The organism is Streptomyces sp. NEAU-174, from assembly GCF_052665095.1.
On record NZ_JBQTCE010000030.1, the window covers coordinates 12688 to 35753 of the forward strand.

The following is a 23066-nucleotide window of genomic DNA, read 5'->3' on the forward strand; positions in this document are numbered from 1 at the left end:
GCATACCTGCGAGTCTGGCTCGAGACCCAGGACCTGTTCCACGTACGGGCCACCCGCCGCGACGACGACATCAGCACGACCGACGCCGGCACCCGGCGCGCGGACGAGGTCATCGCCGAGCTCCCGGCGCGGTCGTGGCGGCGGCTCTCGGTGGGTGCGGGCTCCCATGGCCCGCGGGAGTACGCCTGAGCCCGGGTCCCGATCCGCATCTGCTGGGCGTAAGCGCCGTTGCGGTATTAGCGGCCGAACACCGACTTCAACCGTTCGGGGACGCGCTCACCCTGGATCTGGATTTGGGCCGCGGCCGCCTCGATGCGTTGCAGGTCGCCGAACGTCAATTCGACATCGAGCGCTCCCAGGTTCTCTTCCAAGCGATGCAGTTTGGTTGTGCCGGGGATCGGCACGAACCACGGCTTCTGCGCCAGCACCCAGGCGAGAGCGATCTGGGCTGGTGTGGCTCCCTTGTCGTCGGCGATCTGTTGCAGCAAGTCGACCAGTGTTTGATTGGCCTGCCGCGCTTCAGGAGTGAAACGCGGCAGCATACGGCGGAGGTCGTTGTCGGCCAGCGATGTACGGGAGTCGATGGTGCCGGTCAGATAGCCCTTGCCCAGCGGGCTGTACGGCACTAGACCGATGCCCAGCTTCTCCAAGGTCGGAATGATCTCGGCTTCGTGGTCTCGCGTCCAGAGCGAGTATTCACTTTGCAGCGCCGCCACAGGCTGCACGCGGTGGGCTCGGCTAATCGTCGCCGCACCGGCCTCCGACAAACCGAAGTGCTTGACCTTACCTTCGGTGATCAGCTCCTTGACCGTGCCTGCTACGTCTTCGATGGGCACGTCGGGATCGACGCGGTGTTGGTAAAGAAGGTCAATGCAATCCGTTTGCAGACGCTGGAGCGAGGCCTCGGTCACTCGACGGATCTGCTCGGGCCGGCTATCGAGCCCCGACGCCGGGGTCGGCCCGTGCTCTCCGTGCTTGAGACCGAACTTGGTGGCAATCACCACCTGGTCGCGGACCGGCGCCAGCGCCTGACCGACCAGCTCTTCATTGGTAAAAGGGCCATAGACTTCGGCAGTGTCGAAGAACGTCACGCCGCGGTCAACCGCAGCCCGCAGCAGCCTCGTCATCTCGGCCGGGCCCGGGGGCGGACCGTAGAAGAAGCTCATGCCCATGCAACCGAGTCCCAGGGCTGAGACTTCGAGGTGCTGTCCAAGCTTGCGTTTCTGCACTGGAAAATGCTCCTTCGGTACAGGTCATCTGACCCATTGCTCCCGCTGTTCAGCCGGAACCGGTCACAGCAGGTTAGGCCCGCCTTGCGGGCGGCGGGGAGGCCCGCCTGGTACAGGTACTGTCGATGCCACCCTTGTCCGGCGGGCTGACACTCTGTCCAATCCGTGTTCCTCGCCAGTCGGGCCGGGTCCTGCCTGACGGGCACCAGGTAGCCTTCGGGGTACCAGCAGAACCTCCCTTCGCCTGCGGACAGGGCCTATGGTGAAGGGGTGGCCAAGATCGATCTACGCACTGAGATCAAGGAATTCCTGAGCTCGCGTCGCGCGCGGATCGCGCCCGAGCGGGCCGGACTGCCCGCCTACGGCGGCAACCGCCGGGTCAAAGGTCTGCGTCGCGAAGAGGTAGCTCTACTAGCAGGGGTCTCGGTCGACTACTACGTGCGTATGGAGCGCGGCAGCCTCACCGGCGCCTCCGACGGGGTGCTCGACGCGTTGGCCTCTGCCCTGCAACTTGACGAGGCCGAGCGCGATCACCTATTCCACCTTGCGCGGCAGTCCAGGGCGCCCAGCGGTCCACGCCGCCGGCGACCCGCCGTGACGGTGCGTCCGGCGCTTCAGCAGGTGCTCGACGCCATCACCGATGCGCCGGCTTGGATTTGCAACGGCCGTTATGACGTGCTGGCCATGAATCAACTTGCCCGCGCGCTGTATTCACCGGTGCTGGCCGACACGCGACGGCCGGCGAACACCGCGCGGTTCGTGTATCTGGACCCCGAAGCGGCAAAAACGTTCTTCATCGACTATGACCGAATCGCCCGCGATGTGGCCGCGAAGCTACGCATGGAAGCCGGCCGCAATCCGCACGACGAGGAGCTGATCGCCCTAGTCGGTGAACTATCAACACGCAGTGAACTATTTCGGCAGCGGTGGGCATCTCAGGACGTTCGGCTCCACCGGTCCGGACGCAAGCGTGTGCACCATCCGGTAGCGGGCCGGCTCGACCTCGACGTCGAGTCGATGGAGATGCCTGCCGAACCCGGCCTGCTTCTGAACGTCTACACCGCGCCCGCCGGCACGGCGACCGCGGACGGTCTGGCCCTATTGGCGTCGTGGGCGGCTAGCCAGGAGAGGCTGGCGACCGAGATTCAAGCACTCAGCTGATATTCCAACTTTTCAGTCCGTCTGAGTCAGCGCTGAATGATCGGTCCAGGCGGGCGGGCCACCCATCTGGATCGGTGGTGTCGGCGAGGCCGCGATGCGCCGGGTCGGTCGCAGCGGGGTCGGCCGGCTCGGGTTCGACGGGCTGCCGGCCGCTGCGTCGATCAACGGTCGGGGCGAGGGCGCCGACCGCCTGTGGTCGATCGCGCGCCCAGCGGCATAGGACGCCGGCCGATGGATGAGTCATCCCAACTTCCAGGACGATTGGGATAGTTCATCCACCAGTAATTCGAGGTTGGTTCACACGCCATCCCAGGCTCCGAGTCTGTCACAGCCAGCGCAGGTCAGCGGCAGCTCGAACGGCCCTGAGCCTGGCTCAGCCCGAGCGCCGCGGCAAGATCCTGCGTGGAGCAGGTACGGACCGCGGCCAAGTGGTCGAGCATGGCCAGACCGCGATCCAGGGCCCCGGAACCCGGCCCGAGAGCGGATGTGGTGGTGACGGGCGAGGTCATACAGCCTCCGCAGGTGAAACTCGGTATCAGTCATTGAGACTGCCAACCCTTGATGTATCTATCGATACTCGATAGATTTCCATCGCAAGTCGATGGAAGGATGAGGCATGGGACAGCTGGCAGTGCGTGCGCTTCGCGCCGTGCTCGTGGCGGTGCTCGCCGGCACCGTGTTCGTGCAGGCATTGATGGTGTGGGTGTTGGTCAGCGGGAGCGATCCGGAGGACGGGTCGCTCCCGCTGACCCCGCTGCGCGTGATCACGGTCCTGGGCATGGGCTCGGCCCAGGTCGCCCTGGTCAGCGTATGGCGACTGGTGACGATGGTGCGACGCGGAACCGTGTTCTCCCATGCCGCCTTCCGGTACGTGGACGCCGTGATCGGCGCGATCCTGGCGGCTGCCCTCCTGTGGTTCACGGTCACCGCCATCAACGCGCCGGGCCAGCGGGACGACCCGGGCGTCACCGTCATCATGAGCGGGGTCGGCGTGGCCATCCTGGGGGTCGCACTCATCGTCCTCGTGCTGCGGATGCTGCTCGCCCAGGCCGTCGCGCGCGACGCCGAAGCGGCAGAGATGCGGGCCGAGTTGGACGAGGTGATCTGATGCCGATCGTCGTCGACATCGACGTGATGCTGGCCAGGCGGAAGATGTCCGTGGGCGACCTCGCGGACCGCGTGGGGATCACGCCCGCCAACCTGGCGGTGCTCAAGAACGGCCGCGCCAAGGCGGTGCGTTTCACGACGCTCGCCGCGCTCTGCGAGGTGCTCAAGTGCCAGCCGGGCGACCTGCTGCGCTGGGAGGCCGAGGACGCCGCGAGCGAATGACGTCCCCGGGCGGGCGGGGCCGCTCAGGCGAGGAGTTTCACGAGCTGGGCCATCTCGGTGGGCGGGTCGATCACCGGCTGGATGAGGAGTTCGTCGATTCCGGCCTGTTCCAGGGCGGTGATGCGGGTGAGGAGGTCGTCGCGGGTGCCGACCAGGGCCAGGGTGTTCATCAGCGAGGGCAGGATCAAGTCGCGGTCCTGCGGTGCGATGCGTCCGAGGTAGTTGGGGTAGAGCTTGGTGTGGCGGTCCGGTGCGATGGGGCTGGTGCCGCGCCGGTCGAGGAGCCGCCGCACCGCCTCGCCTTCCTCAGGGCCGAGTTGCTCGGCGAAGGCGGGTGTGTCGGCGGCGAAGGCCAGCAGCGACATGACGAGGTGGCCTGTGGCGTCCCGGGCCGGGGCGCCGTGGGGGTCCTCGTCCTCGTCGAGGAGGTGGAGCGAGGTGATCACGTAGGAGTCGGGGTCGTGGGGTGTGCCTTGGGCGGCGTTGCGGCGGGCGGCGTGCAGCGCGTGCCAGGCGGTGGGGTCCAGCAGGCCGAAGGAGATGAGGCCGGTGCCGCGGCGGCCGGCGACGGCGGCGGCCTTCGGCCCTTGCAGCGCGGCCACGACGAACTCGATCGGGTCGGCGGTGTTCACATGCGCCCCGCTGTGCAGGAACCGGATGTCGCGGACCCGGTCACCTTCGCGGTACTCGGTCGAGCGTCCGGCGCACAGGTCCTGCAACGCGGTGGTGAAGTTCTCCAGCCTGGCCGCCGTGGCCGGTCGCATGCCCAGGGTGCGCCGGGCGGTGTTTCCGGTGCCGACCCCGCAGATGATCCGGCCCGGTGCCAGGGCGTTGAGGCTGGCCAGCCCGCTCGCGGCGGCCGGGGCCGAGCGCAGCGCCGGTGAGGTCACACCGATGCCGAGCCTGATGCGGCGGGTGGCCTTCGCACACAGGCTCAAGGCGACGAAGGGGTCACCGTGGACCATCGGGGTGTCGTAGGCCCAGAAGCTGTGCAAGCCCAACTCCTCGGCCCGCACGGCGAGGTCCTCCACACCCGGGTGCGCGGCGACAATGACACCCGTACGCATCAAGACCTCCAAGGTCGATGTGCCGTCAGTCTGCCACGCCCTGTCTACGGCGGGACTCGCACAGCGCCAATCGGCCGGTGTCAGTCGGTGGGCGGAGCCGCGGCGTACTCGTCGTCCGTGACGGGGGTCAGCCAGTGCACGACATCGTGGTCGGCATCGGCTTCGTTGATGGCCAGGTGGACCATCAGCCGGTTCGGCGCGGCACCGTGCCAATGCTCCTCGTCGGCCTCGAACAGGACGCGGTCGCCGGGGCGGATGACCTCGATGGGTCCACCGCGGCGCCGGCACAGACCGATCCCCTCGGTGACGAAGACGGTCTGGCTCAGCGGGTGGCGGTGCCAGTGGGTGCGGGCCCCGGGCATGAAGTGCACCAGGGCGGCGCTGACCCGGGACGGGGCGGGGGCCGCGGCGACGGCGTCGATGTAGACCTCGCCGGTGAACCAGTCGGCGGGCCCCTTGACGGTGTTGATCGAGCTTCGGGTGATCTGCAAGGTCGTTTCCTTGTCCGGTCAGTGTCGGGCTTGCGGTGTCGGGCTTGAGTCAGGGTTTGAGGAGGGTCTTGATGGCGCGGCGTTCGTCCATGGCCCGGTAGCCCTCGGCGACCTGTTCCAGGGGCAGGGTGAGGTCGAAGACCTTGCCCGGGTCGATCCGGCCGGTCAGGACGCGCTCGATCAGGTCGGGCAGATAGCGGCGCACGGGGGCGGGGCCGCCGCGCAGGCCGACGTGGGAGAAGAACAGCTCCTGGCCGTCGACGGCCACCTCGTGCGGGACGCCGACGAAGCCGACATTGCCGCCGGGCCGGGCCGAGTGCAGGGCCTGCCGCATGGCCTGGGCGGTGCCCACGCACTCCAGGACCGAGTCCGCGCCGATCCCGTTCGTCAGCTCCTTGATCCGGGCCGCGCCCTCCTCGCCGCGCTCCGTCACGATGTCGGTGGCGCCGAACTCGCGGGCGAGCCGCTGCCGGGGCTCGTGGCGCGACATGGCGATGATCCGCTCCGCGCCCATCTCCTTGGCCGCGATCACCGCGCACAGGCCGACCGCGCCGTCGCCGACGACGACGGCGGTGGAGCCGGGCCCGACCTCGGCGGCGTCGGCGGCCCACCAGCCGGTGCCCATGACGTCGGAGACGGCCAGCAGGCCGGGCCAGTACTCCTCGCCCGGCACCTCGTCGGTGGCGACCAGGGTGCCCTGGGCGTTGGGTATGCGCACGTACTCGGCCTGGCAGGTGCTCATGAACTCGCGGTTCAGGCAGCTCGACTGGAAGCCGTTACGGCAGTTCGCGCAGGTGTTGTCCGAGGTGGCGAACGAACCGACGACGAACTGACCCGGCTCGACCGCGGTGACCTCGGCTCCTGCCGCTTCCACGAAGCCGACGTACTCGTGCCCCATGGGGTGCGGATGCCCGGTCGGCTCCGCGCCGCGATACGGCCACAGGTCCGAGCCGCACACACAGGTGACGGCGGTGCGGATGATCGCGTCGGTCGGCTTGAGGATCTTCGCGTCGTCCACGGTCTCGAAGCGCACGTCGCCGGGGGCGTGGATCACTGCTCCGCGCATGAAGGAGGCTCCTTACCTGCTGAGGTGTCCGGTACCGGGGTGTACCGGAACCGGACACCGCTGTGCGATGGCCGCCCCGGTGCGGCGGCGAAGCTGCCGCCCGCGGCCCGGGACCGAGCGCTGTGCCCGCCCGCTCTCACGGGCCGACGTCAAGCGCCACGTCACCCAGGAAAACCCCATCCCGCGCGGGCAACGAGGCACCAGTGAGAGGTGTACTGCTGGTACATCGCTCCGGTGGCGTACACGTCGTACGGTCGGAGGCATGGACCACCGTGCGGAGGCCCGCGAGTTCCTGACCTCGCGGCGAGTGAAGATCACCCCGGAGCAGGCCGGCCTGCCCACCGGGTCCCGGCGGCGCGTGCCGGGGCTGCGCAGGAGCGAGGTCGCCGCGCTGGCCGACATGAGCGTCGAGTACTACGCGAAACTGGAGCGCGGCAGCCTCGCCGGCGCCTCCCCGGCCGTCCTCGAAGCCGTCGCCCGCGCGCTTCAACTGGACGACGCCGAACGCGCCCATCTCCTGCACCTGGCCCAGGCCGCCGACGGCTCCGACGCCCTCACCCGCCCCCGGCGCCGCACCGCCCGGCAGTGGACCTTGCACCGCAGCCTGCAATGGACGCTGGACGCGATCACGGCGGGGCCCGCCATCGTGAGCAACGGCCGGATGGACATCCTGGCCGCCAACCCCCTCGCCCGCGCCTTCTACACCGATCTCTTCGCCAACGCGGACAACCAGCGGAATCTGGCCCGATTCAACTTCCTCGACCCGGCCTCCCGCCGGTTCTACCCCGACTGGGAGCTGTTCGGGGACATGGCGGTGGCCATCCTGCGCCGTGAGGCCGGCCGCGACGCCCACGACAAGGGCCTGCAAGACCTCGTCGGGGAGCTGTCCACCCGCAGCGAGGACTTCCGCATCCGCTGGGGCGCCCACGATGTCCGACGCCACGGGACCGGCACCAAGCGGTTCCGCCACCCCGCGGTCGGCGATCTCACCCTCGCCTACGAGGCCTTGGACCTGGCCGCCGAGCCCGGACTCAGCATGACCATCTACACCGCCGAACCCGGCTCCTCCTCGGAAGAAGGACTGCGCCTGCTCGCCTCCTGGGCCGCTACCGAAGGCGTCAGCCCGCCGGCGGAGCACCCCGCGGCTGAAGCCGCCGCCGAACTCCATTACAGCGCACTACTCTTCTTGGAGAGGATCCATACGTAGTACCACTTTCCGCTCTTCATCACGTGAGGGCTGTTTTCAACCCTGCCGTAATGGCTCCCCAGAAGGTCCCTGCGGTGGTGAATCCCTGCACCTGGTCTTCGATCTCCAGACGTAGTTTGGTCAGCTACGAAACCCTCTGTATGAGTCGAACTCCCCTGTAGTGATCTTACTGAAGTCTTTGAGGGTGACACCGTCAATGAACGGCAGGTCGATCTCCAGGACAGGGCGGATGAGCCGATCCTTGACCGGGTTCGACTCCGATGGGTCGATCAGCCTTCATCCCGGACCCTCCGCAGCTGTGCGTCGAAGAGTCTTTTCCCGTAAATCTCGGCTACCCTTACTGGGTCTTTACGGACACTCGAAGGAAGTAGGCGGAAAACCTTCCGCATTCGACGTGCGACGGCTGCGTCGCCAACTGCCTGTCCGTAGTTCAGCACTCGCCCAAGTGTGGCCGCGTCCGGCTTTCAGTACAAGGCAAGTGTGCCGCCGGAGCGGGGCATGGCCGAGCCGTCGGTGTCGGTGTCGGTGGACCGTGATGTGATGACACCGTGAGCCGCGCCGCTGAAGAGACCAACCGCCGCATGCTGCGGGCCCGGGACGCCATGGACCGCGACTACGCGCGGCCGCTGGACGTCCCGGCCCTGGCCCGGATCGCGCACGTGTCCGAGGCGCACTTCACCCGTACCTTCCGGGCCACGTTCGGTGAAACACCGCACCGCTATCTCCAGCGCCGTCGTGTGGAGCGAGCGATGTTCCTGCTGCGGGAGACCGACCGCAGTGTGACGGACATCTGCTTCGACGTCGGCTTCGGCAGTCCGGGCACCTTCAGCCGTACGTTCCGCGACATCGTCGGCCGATCGCCGCGGGCCTACCGCAAGGAAGCGGTGGCCACGGGCGTGCCGACGTGCTTCACGATGGCGTGGACACGACCGAGCGACTGACGACCATCGGCCGTATCCGTACCGTCCCGTCCCGGTGTCAGCCGCCCGCCGACTGAGCAGTTTCGGATAAGTTTCCGTCCGGTCCGCTCGGTAGCGTGAGGCCCATGTTCAACGCCATCACACATTCGCAGATTTACGTCCTCGACCAGGACGAGGCCCTCGATTTCTACGTCGGCAAGCTCGGCCTGGAGGTCGCCGCGGACGTCAACTTGGGCTTCATGCGCTGGCTCGCCGTCAGCGTTCCCGGTCATCCCGAGCGGCAGATCCTGCTGGAGAAGCCGGGCGCTCCGGCGATGTCGGAGGAGACGGCCGAGCAGGTCCGTGAGCTGGTGACCAAGGGGGTGATGGGCGGCTGGCTCATCTTGACCACCCCCGACTGCCGCAAGACCTACGAGACCCTGCTGGCGCAGGGCGTGGAATTCACCGAGGAGCCCACCGAGCGCCCGTACGGGATCGACTGCGGCCTGCGTGACCCGTTCGGCAACCGCCTCCGCTTCACTCAACCGGCGGCCTGAGACCCTCCGGCGGGCCATGGCTGATTCACGGCCACGCCGGATTCCGAGGTGTCCCGTGGGATGCTCCCCCCGCACCCGAGGGCCGCACCCGAGGACCGTGCCCTGGGACGTTGATGACGACGGCGGTTGCCCGCTCACGGGCTGGGTGCGGGATGGGCCGTGCGGGCGGCGGGCGTGACGAAGGACGCGGCCACCACGAGTATCAGGACCACCAACAGCGCGTTCCGGAGTCCGAACTGCTCGCCGAGATGGCCGAGCGAGGGCGGTCCCACGAGGAAGGCGACGTAGCCGACGGTGGCGGCGAGGGAGACCCTTGCGGCCGAGTTGTCGCCGGAGTCGCCGACCGCGGAGAGCGCGACGGGAAAGCCCAGGGACGCGCCGACGCCCCACAGGACGGCGGCTGCCGCCGCGACAGCCTGATTGTCGACCAGGATCACGAGTGCGATGCCGACCGCGCCGACGACCGCGCTGGCGCACAGGGCGGCCGCGCGTCCGTAGCGGTCGACGAACCGGCCGCCCACGAAGCGGCCGACAGTCATCGAGGCCGCGAAGACCGCGTACACGGCCGATCCGAGCGCGGGGTCGAAGCCATGGCCGTCGACCATGACCAGCGGGAGCCAGTCGTTCGCCGTTCCCTCGGCCATGGCGAGGGCGAGGATGATGCCGCCGAGGAGCAGCAGTCTCGGCTCCCTCCACACCGCGGGGCGCGCGGAGGCCCGCGCGTGCGTGCCGTCGCCGCTGCCGGTTCGTCGGCCCACCCCGGCGGGAACGCATCGGATCATCGGCACCAGTACGGCCATCACCACCACGGTGACGACGGCGAGATGCCACAGGACGGGGAACGAGACGGCGGTCAGAGCCATGCCGGCGACCGCGCCGACCACCGTACCGAAGCTGTAGAAGCCGTGCATCGCGGAGAGGGTGGACCGGCCGAGCAGCCGTTCCACCTCCGCGCCTTCGACGTCGAGGGCCACCTCGCCACCGCCCATCCCGAGGCCGATGAGCCCGAGCCCGAGGGCCACGACCACGTCCGCGCCCGCCGCCGCGCCGAGGCCGATGACGCCGGGCCCGCGGCGGTCGCCAGCGTTCCGGCCGCGATGAGGGGCCGGGCGCCCCAGCGGGCCACCAGCGGTCCCGAGCACAGGATGCCGACCATGGATCCGACCGAGAGTCCGAACAGCACCAGGCCCATGCGTCCGGTGGAGGCTCCGAGCAGGTCGCGCACGTCGGGGGTGCGCGTCACCCAGGACGCCATGGCCAGGCCGGGCAGGAAGAACAGGGCGAATACGGCGGTCCGACGTCGGCCGAGGCTGACGGTCGTCTTCACCCGCGTCGAACAGGTCCGTCAGCTGGGACCGTGCCTGTGACGGCGTGCCCGCCACCGCGAGCTGACGTGCCCACGCGTCCGGCAGGGTCCGGACGAATCCCTGCGGGCTGTCGCAGCGCGAGCGCAGGGAAACGAGTTCGTCGCGGAAGGGCCCGTTCGCCGAGTGAAGCGTCAGGCGAGCCCGTTCCCGGCGACGCGCGCCAGGAGCGTGTGCAGCGCCTCCCGTTCGGCGGGGGCGAGCGGGGTGAGCAGTTCGTCGGTCACCCGCCGGCCCGCCTGATCCGTGTCGCGGAGGAACGCGCGGCCGTCCTCGGTGAGGACGACGATCCGGCTGCGGCGGTCGTCGGGGGCGGGGCGGCGCTCGGCGAAGCCGAGCTTCTCCAGGTCGTCCACCAGGCCGACGATCGCGCTGGGGTCATAGCCGAGCCGCGCGCTGAGCTCTCGCTGCAACGCGCCCTCGCAGGTGGCGAGATAGCGCAGCACGGCGTAGTGCCGCAGCCGCAGCCCCGACTCCTGGAGGAAGGTGTTGAACAGCTGACCGGAGCGCAGACCGAGGCGGTACAGCAGATAGCCCGTGTCCGCGTGCAGCTCCCGCATCCACGGTTCGTCCGCGTCGATGGGGGGCGGGGTGTCGGTGTGCCGGCGGGCGATGGCGGGCTCCCTGGTCTCGGCCCCGGGGCGCCGGTCTCGGCTCCCGGAGGGGTGGGTCTCGTGTGCAGAGTCCAGCATGACGCACCCGAGGTCGACAACAACTGTTGACGACAACAATTATTGCGCTTAGCTTCGATCTCGCCGCCGCACCCGGCGCGGCACAGACGCACCCCATGCGAAGGGACCCGCTCGTGCCCACCATCGATCTGACCGGCAAGGCCGCCGTCGTCACCGGCAGCGGCCGGGGTCTCGGCCTCGCCTACGCACACGCCCTCGCCGCCCACGGCGCGTCCGTGGTCGTCAACGACGTCGACGAAGCCGTGGCCGAACGGGCCGTCAAGTCCATCACCGAGGCCGGTGGCACCGCCGTGGCCGAGGTGGTCCCGGTCGGCTCCGCGGAGGCCGCGGACCGGCTGGTGAGCCGTGCCGTCGAGGAGTTCGGCCGGCTCGACGTCCTGGTCACCAACGCGGGCATCCTGCGCGACAAGGTGCTGTGGAAGATGACCGACGAGGACTTCGACGCGGTCATCACGACCCATCTGCGCGCCACCTTCACCTGCGGACGCGCCGCCGCCGTGCGCATGCGCGAGCAGGGTGAAGGCGGCACACTCGTCCTCGTCGGCTCCCCGGCCGGGCAGCGCGGCAACTTCGGCCAGACCAACTACGCGGCCGCCAAGGCCGGAATCGCCGCCATGGCCCGCACCTGGTCCATGGAGCTGTCCCGCGCGAACATCACCGTCAACGCGATCGTGCCGGTCGCCGCCACCGCGATGACCGAGACCATTCCCGCCTTCGCCCCGTATGTGGAGGCCCTGAGGAACGGTGAACCGCTGCCGGACTTCCTGCGCAAGGGCGAGGGATTCGGGACCCCGGAGGACTGCGCCGCCCTCGTCCCCTTCCTGGCCTCCGACGCCGCCCGCGGCATCACCGGCCAGTGCGTCGGCATCGGCGGCGACAAGGTGGCGCTCTGGTCGCATCCGCAGGAGATCCGGGCCGCCTACGCCGACGGCGGCTGGACCCCCGAAGCCCTCGCCGCCGCCTGGCCCACATCGGTCGGCGCCGAGCCGCAGACGGTGGGCATCCCCGCGCCGAAGACCCCGGAGGCGTGATGGACCTGGAAAATCTGGTCGCCATCGACGTCCACACCCACGCGGAGGTGTCCTCCAAGGGCCACTCCTCCCTGGCCGACGATCTGCACGACGCCTCCGCCGGCTACTTCAAGGTCGAGGGCAACCGGAAGCCCACCCTCGAGGAGACGGCCGCCTACTACCGCGAGCGGCGGATGGCCGCCGTCATCTTCACGGTGGACGCCGAGTCCGCCACCGGTACCGAGCCCGTCCCGAACGAGGAGGTGGCCGAGGCCGCCGCCGCCAACGCGGACGTGCTCATCCCCTTCGCCTCCATCGACCCCTTCCGGGGGAAGGCGGGTGTGAAGCGGGCCCGGCGGCTGGTCGAGGAGTACGGTGTGAAGGGCTTCAAGTTCCACCCCAGCATCCAGGGCTTCTTCCCCGACGACCGCTCGGTGGCGTACGGCCTGTACGAGGTGATCGAGGAGACCGGCACCATCGCTCTCTTCCACACCGGCCAGACCGGCATCGGCGCCGGTGTGCCCGGCGGGGGCGGGATCCGCCTCAAGTACTCCAACCCGCTCCATGTGGACGACGTGGCCGCCGACTTCCCGCATCTGAAGATCATCCTGGCGCATCCGTCGTTCCCCTGGCAGGACGAGGCGCTGGCGGTGGCGACCCACAAGCCCGGCGTGCACATCGACCTGTCCGGCTGGTCGCCGAAGTACTTCCCGCCGCAGCTTGTGCAGTACGCCAACACGCTGCTGAAGGACAAGGTCCTGTTCGGTTCGGACTTCCCGGTGCTCACCCCGGACCGATGGCTGGCCGACTTCGACAAGCTCTCCATCAAGGACGCGGTCAGGCCGAAGATCCTCAAGGAGAACGCGGCCCGGCTGCTCGGGCTGACCACACCGTAAGGGGTGCCAGATGCGCAACGAGGGACTGGGGTCATGGCCCGCACGCCGGGCCCGTAAGACCCCGCACCGCACCGCCCTGATCCACGGCGAGCAGTCGACCGACTACCGCACCCTGCACACCCGCACCACCCGCCTCGCCCACGCCCTGCGCGCCCGGGGCGTCAGGCGCGGCGACCGCATCGCCCATCTCGGCCCCAACCACCCCGCCTATCTGGAGACCCTGTTCGCCGCCGGTCTCCTCGGCGCCGTCTTCGTCCCCCTCAACACCCGGCTCACCGGCCCCGAGATCGCCTACCAGCTCGCCGATTCCGGCGCCAAGGCCCTCATCCACGGCGCCGCACACGCCGGGCTCGTCGCCGGACTGCCGGCCGGCACCGATGTACGGATCCGCGTCGAGATCGGCGACGCATACGAACAGATCCTGGCAGCCGCGCCGACCGAGCCGATCGACGAGCCGGTCTCCCCCGACGACACCTGCCTCATCATGTACACATCGGGGACGACCGGCCGCCCCAAGGGCGCGATGCTCAGCCACGCCAACATCGTCTGGAACGCCGTCAATGTGCTGGTCGACCACGATCTGTTCGCCGATGAGCGCGCCCTGGTGTCCGCCCCGCTGTTCCACACCGCCGGCCTGAACATGATCACCTTGCCGGTGCTGCTCAAGGGCGGCACCTGCGTCCTGGTGGAGTCCTTCGACCCGGGGACGACCCTCGATCTGATCGAACGGCATCGCATCACCTTCATGTTCGGAGTGCCGACGATGTTCGGCCAGGTGGCCCGGCATCCCCGCTGGGCGAACGCCGATCTGTCCTCGCTCCGCATCCTCACCTGCGGCGGATCGCCCGTGCCGACCCCGCTCATCGCCACCTACCAGGAGCGCGGGCTCACCTTCCTCCAGGGCTACGGCATGACCGAGGCCGCGCCCGGCGCCCTCTTCCTGGACGCCGAGCACGCCGCCGACAAGGCGGGCTCGGCGGGCGTACCGCACTTCTTCAGCGACGTACGGGTCGTACGGCCCGACCTCACCCCGGTCGGCATCGGCGAGACCGGCGAAGTGGTGGTGCGCGGGCCACATGTGATGTCCGGCTACTGGGGGCTGCCCGAGGAGACGGAGGCCGCCTTCGCGGGCGGCTGGTTCCGCAGCGGGGACGCGGCGCGGGTCGACGAAGACGGCTATGTGTACATCGTCGACCGGATCAAGGACATGATCATCTCCGGTGGCGAGAACGTCTACCCCGCCGAGATCGAGGACCTCCTGCTCGCCCACCCGGACATCGCCGAGTGCGCGGTGATCGGTGTCCCGGACGACAGATGGGGCGAGGTGCCCCGCGCGGTCGTCGTCCCGGCGGCGGGCGCCGAACTCGACCCGGAGCAGGTGCTGGCATCGCTGTCCGGGCGGCTCGCCAAATACAAGATCCCCAAGTCGGTGGTGGTGGCGGACGAACTTCCGCGCACCGCCTCCGGCAAGCTCCTCAAGTCCCGGGTGCGCGACCGCTACGGCACCCCCGCCCCTGAACAGGAAGCCGATTCATGACCATCACCGTCAACGGCCTGGACGAACTGAAGAAGCTCGCCGACGCGGACCTCGGCACCAGCGAGTGGATCGAGGTCACCCAGGACCGCATCGACACCTTCGCCGATGCCACCGGCGATCACCAGTGGATCCACACCGACCCTGAGCGTGCGGCCCAGGGCCCCTTCGGCGCGCCGATCGCACATGGCTATCTCACGTTGTCCCTGTTCATCCCCCTCTTCACCCAACTGCTGGACGTACGGGGTGTGACCACCAAGGTCAACTACGGTCTGGACAAGGTGCGCTTCCCCGCACCGGTGAAGGCCGGATCCCGCATACGGCTCGTGGCCCGGCTCACCTCGGTCGAGGACGTACCCGGCGGCGTCCAGATCACCGTCGACGGCACGATCGAGGTGGAGGGCGGCACGAAGCCCGCGGCCGTGGTGCGGAGCCTTTCCCGCTTCTACGTCTGACTCCGGCCGCCGCTCTACGTCCGACTCAGGCGGCGAGCACCTGTGCCACCGCCCTCGCGGGCAGACGCGACGCCGGGATGCGTACCGGCGCGACCGGGCCATGCGCGGGCCATACGCGGTAGGTGGTCTTGGCCGGATCCACCAGGGGCTCACCGAGGGTGATCCGCCCCTGGGAGTACAGCCTGTCGCATACCGGGGTGGGCAGCGCGACATAGCAGCCGCCCCTGTTGGTGACGGAGTCGTACGGCTGCCAGTAGCCGTACCGGCGTCGGCCGCTCGCGTGCACGGTACAGAACACCGGAGTGCGGGAGTCGGACATGACGCGGAGAACACCGGCGTCGGCAGCCTCGAACGGGACCTCGGAACGGGAGCGGGACGAGTAGAGGACCGGGGACATCAAGGCTGCCTTTCCGAGGGGCCGGGGCTCAAGATCAGCTACCCAATTAAAGCAGTTATTGGATCTCGATGGCACAACTCCCGTTCAAGCGGCGGGGCTTGCCGCCGCCACCCTCGGCGCACCGGCGGACGCCGCCGGTGGCGCAGCCCGGCGGTCGGATCCGTACGCCCTCGGGTCAGGGTCGCGGATGGGCGTCGTGGGTGAGGAGGGCGAGCTGGACACGGTTCTCGAGGTCCAGTTTGGCCAGGGCGCTGGAGAGGTGGGCCTTGACCGTGCCGAGGGAAAGGTGCAGGCGGGTGCCGATCTCGGTGTTGGACAGGCCCTCGGCGACCGCCTCGGCCACCTCGCGCTCGCGTTCGGTGAGCAACGCCAGCCGCTGCCGGGCGAGTTCGGCGCGGTCGTCCGGCCCGACCGCCGCGTGCCGGATGAGGGCACGCGCGGCGGACGGCGACAGCGCGGGCTCGCCGCAGGCGGCCCGCCGTACCGCCTCGACGATTTCCTCGGGCACGGCGTGCTTGACGAGGTACCCGGCGGCGCCGGAACGCATCGCCTCCAGCACCAGGCCGTGCTCGTCGAAGGTGGTCAGCACGATCACCTGGGGTGCCTGGGCACCGCGCCGGGTGAGCTCGCGGGTGGCCGCGAGGCCGTCCATGACCGGCATCCGGATGTCCATCAGGACCACGTCGGGCGCGTGTTCGCAGACGGCGGCGGCCACCTCGGCGCCGTCCGACGCCTCCCCCACGACCTCGATACCGCCCGCCCCGCGCAGCATCATCTTCAGCCCGGTCCGCACCAGGGGGTCGTCGTCGGCCAGCAGCACTCGGATCATGGCGTCACCTCGCGGGCCACGGTAGCCGGGCGCGCAGCGTGAAGGCGCCGTCGGTGGCGGTGTGGTCGAGGGTGCCGCCGTCGAGACGGACCCGTTCGGCGAGCCCGGTCAGACCGCCGCCGGTGCCCGGGACCGCCCCCTCGGCGCGTGGCGCGGCGGGCAGCCCGTTGCGGACCTCCACCGTGAGCCCGCCTCCGGGCCCTCCGGTCAGACGTAGGCTGACGGGCGTGCCAGGCGCGTGCTTGCGGGCGTTGGTCAGGCCCTCCTGCGCCACGCGGTAGACGGTCCGGTGCATTTGTCCCCGCAGGTCGCGGACGGCGTCGGCGGCCAGCTCGGTACGGAAGTCCACCGGCTGGCCCGTGGCACGGGCATCCGCGACCAGACCGTCGATGTCCGCGATCCGTGGCAGCAGCGAGACCGGCTCTCCGTCGCCCTCCGCCCGCAGCAGGTGCAGCACCTCCTGCAACTCCTCCACGGCCTGGTGCGCGTTTCCCCGGATCACCTCGGCGCTCTCGGCGACCTCGGCGCCGCTCAGCGCGGGTCCGGCGCCCGCCTCCGCCTGCCGGGTGCGGTAGGCCAGCGCGCCCGCGTGCACGGAGACCAGGGAGATGCGGTGCGCCAGCACGTCGTGCATCTCGCGGGCGATGGCCTGGCGTTCGCCGCGGCGGGCGTCGGCGAGCCGGCGCTCGTCCTCGGCGCGGGCCCGCTCGGCGTCCACGCGCAGCCGCTCGACGAGCAGCCGCCGGGACCGCAGGGCGTTGCCCGAGGCGAAGGCGGCCAGGAGGTAGGCCAGCGAGAACGCGGCGTCGAACCACAGGTCGTCAGCTGTCCCCGACAGCAGCAGACCGGAGGGCACCATGCACACCACATACGCGCCGAGCATCAGCAGCGCCCGCCGCCAGCGGAGACGGAGCGCGAGATTGGTGACGATCATCGCGCCGGCAGGCAGAGCGCTGGTCGCCAGCGCCACCGCGGGCAGCCCGATCAGCGCGACTACGAGCGGGAAGTCACGCCGCCACCACAGCGCACAGCAGGCCACGAGCCCCAGCAGCGGGTCCAGTTCCGCCGCCCACCCCGGCAGATCGCCCTGCTCCTTCACCACGCCGAGCACGACCATGCCGAGGAAGACGGCCGCGCAGAAGAGTCCCGCGTCCACCGCCCGGTCGCGGCGGGTGTGCCCGGCCGGGAGGGCGGGGTCGAGCGCGTTGGTCATGAGATGAGGGTATGCGGGCCGCGCAGGGCGGCACATCGGCCGACCGGCCAGGGGCCCCTCGGCCATCGGTCCAACTCCCGCCATCTCCCTGTGGACGGTCGGCGAATGGTGCCGACCCGGGTGGTCCCCGCAGGCTGCTGTCATCCGGAAGACGGGAGAGAACGACATGGGTGCGGTCCAGGTCAGCAGGGCGCGGTTGCTGCGGCTCGCGGGGGCGGTCGCCGTCGGCGCGGCACTGCCCGCCGGGTACGCCGCCGCGGCGGAGTGGCACGACAGCACACGCGCCCCGGCCGATCGAAAGCGGGCGGGGCGCGCCCGGCCTGGCGGGGTGCGCTATCGCGGGGTCGTCTACGAAGTGGGCGAGGGCGAGACGCCGGCGACGGCGTGGAGCGCGGCTCGTACCCGGGCCGACCTGCGGGCGATCCGCCACCAACTGCACGCGGACACGGTGAAGATCACCGGCGATGGCGTCGAACGGCTCACCCGCACCGCGGCCGAGGCGGCCGAGAGCGGTCTGCGGGTCTGGCTGGAGCCGACCCTCGGCGATGTTCCCGCCGCGGACATCCTCGACCACCTCGCGGAGACCGGACGGTTCGCCGAACGGCTGCGCCGGCAGGGCGTGCGGGTACATCTGAACGTGGGGTGTGAGTTCCTGCTGTTCGTCCCCGGGATCGTGCCCGGTGCCACCGCGACCGAGCGGATCGAGAACCTCGTCAAGGGCGACTACGACCCGGTGAAGACCGCCCGGCTACTGCGCCGCTTCACCGCACGGGCCGCCGCCGTCGGCCGCTCGGTCTTCCGCGGGCCGCTGTCGTACGGGGCCGCGCAGGACGAGGACGTGGACTGGGGCCTGTTCGACCTGGTGTGCGTCGACTACTACGGCTGGTTCCCGAACCGCGCCGGACACATCAAGGAGCTGCGTACCTACCAGCGCCATGGCAAGCCGCTCGCGATCACCGAGTTCGGCTGCTGCACCTTCGAGGGCGCACCCCGCCTGGGCGGTATGGGCTGGGACGTCGTCGATTACGACAAGACGCCGCCGCGGGTCAAGAAGGGGCTGGTGCGCAGCGAGCACACCCAGGCGGCGTATCTGACCGATGTGCTCGATGTGTTCGAGTCGATGAACCTGTACGCGGCCATGGCCTACACCTTCGTCACGCCCGACGCCCCGCACCGCCGCGAGCCGCGACTCGACCTGGACATGGCCGCCTACAGCCTGGTGAAGGTGATCCGGGACCGTCCGGCGGAGCCGGATTCCCCCTGGCACTGGGAGCCCAAGGAATCCTTCCGGGCCCTGGCCGGCGAGTATGCCCGCCACCGACGGCGCCCCTGAAAGCCGTGGGCCAAGGGCCGCGGCCGCTGTTCACACCTTCAGGGCGACCTGGCATGTGTGACGGAACTGCTGCTCAGCGAGCTGGTCACCAACGCCATCCGCTATGCGAACGGCCCCATCCAGGTGCGGCTGCTCCACGACCGCGCCCTGATCTGCGAGGTGTCCGACACCAGCAGCACCTCCCCGCACCTGCGCCACGCGGCCACCACCGACGAGGGCGGGCGCGGCCTCTTCCTCGTGGCCCAACTCGCCCAGGAGTGGGGCACCCGATACACCGACCACGGCAAGACCATCTGGGCCGAGCAGTCTCTCGAGACACTCATGCGGTGATCGAGCGCTCGCAGGATCCGCCGCCCGCGCCGTACCGGCGCAGCAGCCACAGGCCGTACGCCAAATGGAAGGCGTACACGCCCGCCTGCCACCAGTCCGGGGCCGAGCCGGGAGAGCGGATCTGGAAGAAGTCGTCGAGTCCGTGGACGGCCGCCATCGGCCAGATCGAACCGATCGCGTAGCGCAGTGCGGCGCAGGTGAAGCCGAAGAATCCGGCGGACAGCATCTGCCACAGGGTGTCGTCGAGCGGGTCGCCGAAGAACAGGAAGTTCTGGATGTGGCCCGCTCCGAAGAGGACGGCGACGCCGACGGCCGCGCGCACCGGGCCGAGTGGGCCGAGGGTCTCCTGGACCAGTCCCCGGCTGTACATCTCCTCGTTGACGCCGACCCACAGCAGCGACACCAGGCCGCTGACGACCACGGTCGCGCTGCCGTCGAGGCCGGCCGCGGAGTACGAGCAGGCGACCAGCAGCATCGGCGCGGCGAGCCACCAGCGGCGCGGGCGGCCGAGCGTGGCCACCCCGGAGACACGCAGCCAGCCCCACCGCCACAGTACGAACCACACCCCCGCCGCGCAGATGGCGTTGACCACGGTGGCGCCGAGGTCCGGGTACCAGGAGGGCGCCAGTGGAGGCAGGATCACCTTGGCGAAGAGCAGCAGCACGGTGTGCCATGCGAACGTCAACTCCACCGCGCCCCACAGTGGATGACGGATGACGTGGTCCTTCCACGACTGCATCACGGGGACGAGCGTAACCGCGGGCGCGGCGAAGGGAACGCGGAGCCTTCGGTGGTCGAGATGATCTGGTCCTGCTTTGCCACTCCGGGCTGGATTTTCGGCACCGGGCTTCCTACGCCGGGCGGGACCGGCGGGCGCGGTAGGCCCGTTGGCGGCAGGCGTCGGAGCAGTAGGTACGGGGGCGGCCGGTGGAAGCGGGGCGGGAGACGGGGTTGCCGCACTGCGGACAGGGAGTTCCGTAACGCCCTGAGGTTTCGTCACGACCATGGGGCTGGTTCCGGACGAACGTCTCGATGCTGTCCAGCACGAGCCGGAGGCCGAACTCGAAGCCGCGGTCGCGGGGGTGACGCAGGGCACCCGCGGCGCGAAGGCTCGCCACCACCGGATAGCGCGCCGGGACGAAGACGGCGTCCCAGAAGTGGGTGCGGGCGGCCCACCACTGCTCGTCGGTCAGGCCGGAATGGCGCTCGACGGCGGCCGCGTCGAGGGCGTCGCGGGCGGCGCCCCGCACATAGGCGTCGACCAGGTCGAAGACATGGACCAGCGCCGCCGGGGGCAGACCGGTCGCGGTGAGCACCCGCAGAACCGATTCGTACCAGGCGAAACCGTGGGGGCCCAGGGCAGGACGCCCGGCCGGGAGGCGCAGGATCCAGGGGTGACGCTGGTAGAGCCCCCAGTCGGCGCGGGCGGACAGCTCCAGCCGGGTCCGCCAGTCGCCCGGCGCGGCATCGGCCGGCGGGACCTCGCCCATCACGGCATCCGTCATGAGGTCGAGCAGCTCGGCCTTGCCGGGCACATACCGGTAGAGGGACATCGTGGTGCAGCCGAGCCGTTCGGCGACCCGGCGCATGGACACGGCGGCAAGCCCTTCCGCGTCGGCGATCCGGATGGCGGTGCGCACGATCTGGTCGAGGGTGAGGGCCGGGCGCCGACCTCGGTTCGGGCGCTCGCCCAGGCCCCAGAGCAGTTCCAGGCCGCGCACGGCGCTCGTTTCCCCGCTGTGGCCGGATTCCATCCGCCCTCACCCCGCCCAACGTTGACCAGCACTCAGCGTATGCGTACAGCATAAACAATGACATCGCACCGAATGACTCGTTCAACCATGGTCCTCGTCTGTCTCGCCGCCACCCTCTCCGGGACCCTCGCCGCCGGGCCACGGGACCGGGCGGTGGCCCTGTCCCGGGAGCCGGTCGGCACGGACCCGTCCTGGCGGCGACAGGTGCTGCGCGTCCCCGGCACGTTCGTGCGGCCCACATCGGTGACCGCCGAGGGCGACGGTGGCACCGTCACCGGCGCCGACGGAGTGTTACGGGAGGGCGGCGCGGCCGCGGTCCTCACCACGACCGCGCCGCGGGGCGCGCGACTGGTGATCGACCTCGGCGTACTGGCCGGGGGCTACGTCGAGTTGGGGATCCGGCGGGCGTCCGGCGCGCCGATCAGAGCGTCGTACGCGGAGGCGCGCCAGTACCTCGGCCCGGAGGGGGACGCCGATCCCGATCCCGACGGCTTCTTCCACGGGGGCCGGTCCCTGGGCACCGACGACGACCCCGACGGACGTGCGGACGTCTACGCCCCGCCGCGCGGATCCACCGTGCTGCGCAGCCCCGGCCTGCGCGGCTCCCAGCGGTACGTCGCGATCACGCTGGACGGGCCCGGCTCGCTCGCCCTGGACTTCGTACGGGTGCGGCAGACGGCCTTCCCCGGCGCGTACGACGGGCACTTCCTCTCCAGCGACCCGGTGCTCAACCGTGCCTGGTACGCCAGCGCCTACGGACTGGAGCTGTCCACGGCCCGTGGGCGTCGTACCGCCGTGGGGCGGCCGTGGGTCGTCATGGACGGCCCCAAGCGGGACCGGACCGTGTACGCGGGTGACGTCCAGCTCGTGGCCCTGGCCGCGTACCAGCAGGATGGCGCTTACCGCCGCGTAGTGCGCGACACCATCAACCTGTTCGCCTGCCAGCAGCGGCCCGACGGCACGCTTCCGGCGACCAGCCTGATCGATGTGCCGTGCGAGCCCGGCGACCCCGGCCCGCCGGACGGGTCACCGGCCGGGTTCGAACCGCCGGGCGCGGCCGGGCAGGTCAGGCTCGACAGCTTCACCCTCCTGTGGGTCGTCAGCGTGGCCGACTACCTGCGCTTCACCGGGGACAGGGCCTTTGTGCGGCCGCTCCTGCCCGTCGCACGCCGCGCCCTGCGGTTCTTCGGCGAGCACGCCCCGAACGCTGACGGCGGGCTGTTCCGGACCGCCGATTACGACGGGCTGCCCGCCCAGAACTGGCACACCCCGGACCGGGCCGCCGGCGTCGACGCCACCACCAACGCCGCCTACTACGCGGCGCTGCGCTCACTGGCCCGGCTCGAGCGGTCCGTTGCGGGCGACCGGGGCGCCGCGGCAGCGCTCGACCGCCGGGCGGACCGGGTCCGAGCCGCGCTCCTCACCAGGCTGTGGGATCCGGCGGCCGGGGCCATGAGGCTCAACACCGACGACCCGCGCCGCGACCACACCGCCGATGCCAACGCCGCCGCCCTCGCCTTCGGGGTGCTCGACCTCCCGCGGGCCCGGCGCGCCATCGCGTACCTGGACACCCACCTCAGCGGCCCGTACGGCACGCTCACCACCCGGCACCCGGACAACCCCTATATGACGCGGTACATCTCCCCGTATGTGCTGGCCCAGGAGAGCCTGGGCCGGTTCCGCCACGGGGACGGCGCCGGAGCGCTCGGGCTGATCCGCACCGCATGGGACCACATGATCCGCACGGGTCCCGGAACACCGTGGGAGGAGGCCGGTGCCGACGGGCAGCCGGCCGTGCCCCGGCCCGGCACCTCACTGGCCTGGGGCGGACACGTCGGCATGGCCCACGCCTGGAGTACCGCGGTGCCCGCGCTGTCGATGAACGTGCTCGGCGTCCGACCGCTCGCCGACGGCTACCGCAGGTGGGCGGTGGAGCCCGAGCCGGTCGATCTGCGCTGGGCACAGGGCGACGTCCCGGTGCCGGCGGGCGCGTTGTCGGTGCGGTGGCGGCGCGGGGCGGGCGACGACTCGTTCGTCCTCACCGTCCGGGCACCGGACGGCACGGCCGGACGGGTCGCGGTTCCCCTCCTCCACAAGGACCGCACCATCGCCGTGAACGGCCGGATCGCCTGGCGCGACGGCCGCCCGGTGGGGGAACCGGGCCGGGGCGCCCACCGTGTGGGCGATGCAGTGGTCTTCGAAAGGGTGTGTGGAACCGCCACCTTCGCCTGGGCGGGGTAGGGCCCGCAGTTC

At 70.5% G+C, this 23066-nt stretch carries 23 protein-coding genes and 1 pseudogene; 13 read left to right on the forward strand and 11 right to left on the reverse strand.

All coding sequences use genetic code 11. From position 1 onward, the window contains the following. Window positions 1–236 precede the first annotated feature (236 nt). Entirely contained in the window at window positions 237–1229 is a 993-nt protein-coding gene (locus ACT2CW_RS47175; RefSeq protein WP_445521050.1) for an aldo/keto reductase, read from the reverse strand. A gap of 279 nt (window positions 1230–1508) precedes the next feature. On the opposite strand from ACT2CW_RS47175, the gene ACT2CW_RS47180 reads away from it, so the two are divergent. The 3 genes from ACT2CW_RS47180 to ACT2CW_RS47190 all read left to right on the forward strand — a co-directional run bounded on the left by ACT2CW_RS47180 (window position 1509) and on the right by ACT2CW_RS47190 (window position 3719). Further along, window positions 1509–2390, forward strand: coding sequence for a helix-turn-helix transcriptional regulator (locus tag ACT2CW_RS47180; protein ID WP_445521101.1), 882 nt, complete (start codon window positions 1509–1511; stop codon window positions 2388–2390). A gap of 616 nt (window positions 2391–3006) precedes the next feature. Further along, on the forward strand, window positions 3007–3498 hold the full coding sequence (locus tag ACT2CW_RS47185; RefSeq protein WP_445521051.1) for a DUF2975 domain-containing protein: 492 nt from the start codon (window positions 3007–3009) through the stop codon (window positions 3496–3498). After that, window positions 3498–3719 carry a helix-turn-helix domain-containing protein gene (locus ACT2CW_RS47190; RefSeq protein ID WP_414084951.1) on the forward strand — a complete coding sequence of 74 codons (222 nt, stop codon included), beginning with the start codon at window positions 3498–3500 and terminating at the stop codon, window positions 3717–3719. Before ACT2CW_RS47185 ends, ACT2CW_RS47190 begins: the two co-directional genes overlap by 1 nt. Window positions 3720–3742: 23 nt before the next feature. On the opposite strand, the gene ACT2CW_RS47195 is transcribed toward ACT2CW_RS47190, so the two are convergent. The 3 genes from ACT2CW_RS47195 to ACT2CW_RS47205 all read right to left on the reverse strand — a co-directional run bounded on the left by ACT2CW_RS47195 (window position 3743) and on the right by ACT2CW_RS47205 (window position 6343). Further along, entirely contained in the window at window positions 3743–4786 is a 1044-nt protein-coding gene (locus ACT2CW_RS47195; protein WP_445521052.1) for an LLM class flavin-dependent oxidoreductase, read from the reverse strand. Between the two features lie 80 nt (window positions 4787–4866). Further along, complete coding sequence (locus tag ACT2CW_RS47200; RefSeq protein WP_445521053.1) at window positions 4867–5277, reverse strand: (R)-mandelonitrile lyase; 411 nt, start codon at window positions 5275–5277, stop codon at window positions 4867–4869. Window positions 5278–5326: 49 nt separating this feature from the next. Continuing rightward, a complete protein-coding gene (locus ACT2CW_RS47205; protein ID WP_445521054.1) occupies window positions 5327–6343 on the reverse strand; it encodes a zinc-dependent alcohol dehydrogenase family protein in 1017 nt (338 codons plus the stop codon). A gap of 262 nt (window positions 6344–6605) precedes the next feature. On the opposite strand from ACT2CW_RS47205, the gene ACT2CW_RS47210 reads away from it, so the two are divergent. The 3 genes from ACT2CW_RS47210 to ACT2CW_RS47220 all read left to right on the forward strand — a co-directional run bounded on the left by ACT2CW_RS47210 (window position 6606) and on the right by ACT2CW_RS47220 (window position 9006). Then, window positions 6606–7550, forward strand: a complete 945-nt coding sequence (locus ACT2CW_RS47210) for a helix-turn-helix transcriptional regulator (protein WP_445521055.1) — start codon at window positions 6606–6608, stop codon at window positions 7548–7550. A gap of 548 nt (window positions 7551–8098) precedes the next feature. Next, window positions 8099–8491 (forward strand): helix-turn-helix domain-containing protein, encoded by a 393-nt coding sequence (locus tag ACT2CW_RS47215; protein ID WP_037961167.1) that lies wholly within the window; start codon window positions 8099–8101, stop codon window positions 8489–8491. Window positions 8492–8595: 104 nt separating this feature from the next. After that, window positions 8596–9006, forward strand: a complete 411-nt coding sequence (locus ACT2CW_RS47220; protein ID WP_138913134.1) for a VOC family protein — start codon at window positions 8596–8598, stop codon at window positions 9004–9006. A gap of 134 nt (window positions 9007–9140) precedes the next feature. Here ACT2CW_RS47220 and ACT2CW_RS47225 read toward each other — a convergent pair whose 3' ends face one another. Both ACT2CW_RS47225 and ACT2CW_RS47230 read right to left on the reverse strand, forming a co-directional pair. Beyond that, window positions 9141–10148 (reverse strand): MFS transporter, encoded by a 1008-nt coding sequence (locus ACT2CW_RS47225; RefSeq protein ID WP_445521056.1) that lies wholly within the window; start codon window positions 10146–10148, stop codon window positions 9141–9143. 356 nt (window positions 10149–10504) lie between these two features. Continuing rightward, a complete protein-coding gene (locus ACT2CW_RS47230; RefSeq protein ID WP_138913728.1) occupies window positions 10505–10930 on the reverse strand; it encodes a MarR family winged helix-turn-helix transcriptional regulator in 426 nt (141 codons plus the stop codon). Window positions 10931–11175: 245 nt separating this feature from the next. Between ACT2CW_RS47230 and ACT2CW_RS47235 the strand changes: the two genes are divergently transcribed. From ACT2CW_RS47235 to ACT2CW_RS47250, 4 genes are read left to right on the forward strand one after another with little or no spacing between them, the layout of a single operon-like run. After that, the gene (locus ACT2CW_RS47235) at window positions 11176–12093 is read left to right on the forward strand and encodes an SDR family NAD(P)-dependent oxidoreductase (protein ID WP_164426051.1); all 918 of its coding nucleotides are present in this window, start codon (window positions 11176–11178) and stop codon (window positions 12091–12093) included. Further along, on the forward strand, window positions 12093–12968 hold the full coding sequence (locus tag ACT2CW_RS47240; RefSeq protein ID WP_445521057.1) for an amidohydrolase family protein: 876 nt from the start codon (window positions 12093–12095) through the stop codon (window positions 12966–12968). The genes ACT2CW_RS47235 and ACT2CW_RS47240 overlap by 1 nt, the downstream gene beginning before the upstream one ends. A 10-nt stretch (window positions 12969–12978) precedes the next feature. Beyond that, a complete protein-coding gene (gene menE / locus ACT2CW_RS47245) occupies window positions 12979–14505 on the forward strand; it encodes an o-succinylbenzoate--CoA ligase (protein ID WP_164426055.1) in 1527 nt (508 codons plus the stop codon). Then, window positions 14502–14957, forward strand: coding sequence for a MaoC family dehydratase (locus tag ACT2CW_RS47250; protein ID WP_086880758.1), 456 nt, complete (start codon window positions 14502–14504; stop codon window positions 14955–14957). The genes menE and ACT2CW_RS47250 overlap by 4 nt, the downstream gene beginning before the upstream one ends. 25 nt (window positions 14958–14982) lie before the next feature. On the opposite strand, the gene ACT2CW_RS47255 is transcribed toward ACT2CW_RS47250, so the two are convergent. The 3 genes from ACT2CW_RS47255 to ACT2CW_RS47265 all read right to left on the reverse strand — a co-directional run bounded on the left by ACT2CW_RS47255 (window position 14983) and on the right by ACT2CW_RS47265 (window position 17396). Continuing rightward, complete coding sequence (locus ACT2CW_RS47255; protein ID WP_164426057.1) at window positions 14983–15354, reverse strand: hypothetical protein; 372 nt, start codon at window positions 15352–15354, stop codon at window positions 14983–14985. A gap of 175 nt (window positions 15355–15529) precedes the next feature. Beyond that, window positions 15530–16183 (reverse strand): response regulator transcription factor, encoded by a 654-nt coding sequence (locus ACT2CW_RS47260; protein WP_445521058.1) that lies wholly within the window; start codon window positions 16181–16183, stop codon window positions 15530–15532. Window positions 16184–16187: 4 nt separating this feature from the next. Continuing rightward, on the reverse strand, window positions 16188–17396 hold the full coding sequence (locus ACT2CW_RS47265) for a sensor histidine kinase (protein WP_445521059.1): 1209 nt from the start codon (window positions 17394–17396) through the stop codon (window positions 16188–16190). A gap of 166 nt (window positions 17397–17562) precedes the next feature. On the opposite strand from ACT2CW_RS47265, the gene ACT2CW_RS47270 reads away from it, so the two are divergent. Together ACT2CW_RS47270 and ACT2CW_RS47275 are read left to right on the forward strand one after the other, a co-directional pair. Continuing rightward, window positions 17563–18729 (forward strand): abortive phage infection protein, encoded by a 1167-nt coding sequence (locus ACT2CW_RS47270; protein WP_445521060.1) that lies wholly within the window; start codon window positions 17563–17565, stop codon window positions 18727–18729. A 39-nt stretch (window positions 18730–18768) separates the two neighbouring features. Further along, window positions 18769–19059, forward strand: a pseudogene (locus ACT2CW_RS47275) (ATP-binding protein); the annotation flags it as partial. Here the strand turns inward: ACT2CW_RS47275 and ACT2CW_RS47280 are convergent. After that, on the reverse strand, window positions 19049–19798 hold the full coding sequence (locus tag ACT2CW_RS47280) for a CPBP family intramembrane glutamic endopeptidase (RefSeq protein ID WP_164426259.1): 750 nt from the start codon (window positions 19796–19798) through the stop codon (window positions 19049–19051). The pseudogene ACT2CW_RS47275 and the gene ACT2CW_RS47280 sit on opposite strands and share 11 nt — an antisense overlap. 112 nt (window positions 19799–19910) lie before the next feature. Further along, entirely contained in the window at window positions 19911–20813 is a 903-nt protein-coding gene (locus ACT2CW_RS47285; RefSeq protein WP_445521061.1) for a TetR/AcrR family transcriptional regulator, read from the reverse strand. A gap of 72 nt (window positions 20814–20885) precedes the next feature. On the opposite strand from ACT2CW_RS47285, the gene ACT2CW_RS47290 reads away from it, so the two are divergent. Further along, window positions 20886–23054 carry an alpha-L-rhamnosidase C-terminal domain-containing protein gene (locus tag ACT2CW_RS47290; RefSeq protein ID WP_445521062.1) on the forward strand — a complete coding sequence of 723 codons (2169 nt, stop codon included), beginning with the start codon at window positions 20886–20888 and terminating at the stop codon, window positions 23052–23054. Window positions 23055–23066: the final 12 nt, after the last annotated feature.

Coding starts and splice junctions, on each gene's coding strand:
- ACT2CW_RS47255 (WP_164426057.1), bottom strand. CDS start 15,354: ATGTCCCCGGTCCTCTACTCGTCCCGCTCCCGTTCCGAGGTCCCGTTC.
- ACT2CW_RS47205 (WP_445521054.1), bottom strand. CDS start 6,343: ATGCGCGGAGCAGTGATCCACGCCCCCGGCGACGTGCGCTTCGAGACC.
- ACT2CW_RS47190 (WP_414084951.1), top strand. CDS start 3,498: ATGCCGATCGTCGTCGACATCGACGTGATGCTGGCCAGGCGGAAGATG.
- ACT2CW_RS47210 (WP_445521055.1), top strand. CDS start 6,606: ATGGACCACCGTGCGGAGGCCCGCGAGTTCCTGACCTCGCGGCGAGTG.
- ACT2CW_RS47290 (WP_445521062.1), top strand. CDS start 20,886: ATGACTCGTTCAACCATGGTCCTCGTCTGTCTCGCCGCCACCCTCTCC.
- ACT2CW_RS47195 (WP_445521052.1), bottom strand. CDS start 4,786: ATGCGTACGGGTGTCATTGTCGCCGCGCACCCGGGTGTGGAGGACCTC.
- ACT2CW_RS47230 (WP_138913728.1), bottom strand. CDS start 10,930: ATGCGGGAGCTGCACGCGGACACGGGCTATCTGCTGTACCGCCTCGGT.
- ACT2CW_RS47270 (WP_445521060.1), top strand. CDS start 17,563: ATGGGTGCGGTCCAGGTCAGCAGGGCGCGGTTGCTGCGGCTCGCGGGG.
- menE (WP_164426055.1), top strand. CDS start 12,979: ATGCGCAACGAGGGACTGGGGTCATGGCCCGCACGCCGGGCCCGTAAG.
- ACT2CW_RS47220 (WP_138913134.1), top strand. CDS start 8,596: ATGTTCAACGCCATCACACATTCGCAGATTTACGTCCTCGACCAGGAC.
- ACT2CW_RS47185 (WP_445521051.1), top strand. CDS start 3,007: ATGGGACAGCTGGCAGTGCGTGCGCTTCGCGCCGTGCTCGTGGCGGTG.
- ACT2CW_RS47240 (WP_445521057.1), top strand. CDS start 12,093: ATGGACCTGGAAAATCTGGTCGCCATCGACGTCCACACCCACGCGGAG.
- ACT2CW_RS47285 (WP_445521061.1), bottom strand. CDS start 20,813: ATGGAATCCGGCCACAGCGGGGAAACGAGCGCCGTGCGCGGCCTGGAA.
- ACT2CW_RS47260 (WP_445521058.1), bottom strand. CDS start 16,183: ATGATCCGAGTGCTGCTGGCCGACGACGACCCCCTGGTGCGGACCGGG.
- ACT2CW_RS47265 (WP_445521059.1), bottom strand. CDS start 17,396: ATGACCAACGCGCTCGACCCCGCCCTCCCGGCCGGGCACACCCGCCGC.
- ACT2CW_RS47280 (WP_164426259.1), bottom strand. CDS start 19,798: ATGCAGTCGTGGAAGGACCACGTCATCCGTCATCCACTGTGGGGCGCG.
- ACT2CW_RS47250 (WP_086880758.1), top strand. CDS start 14,502: ATGACCATCACCGTCAACGGCCTGGACGAACTGAAGAAGCTCGCCGAC.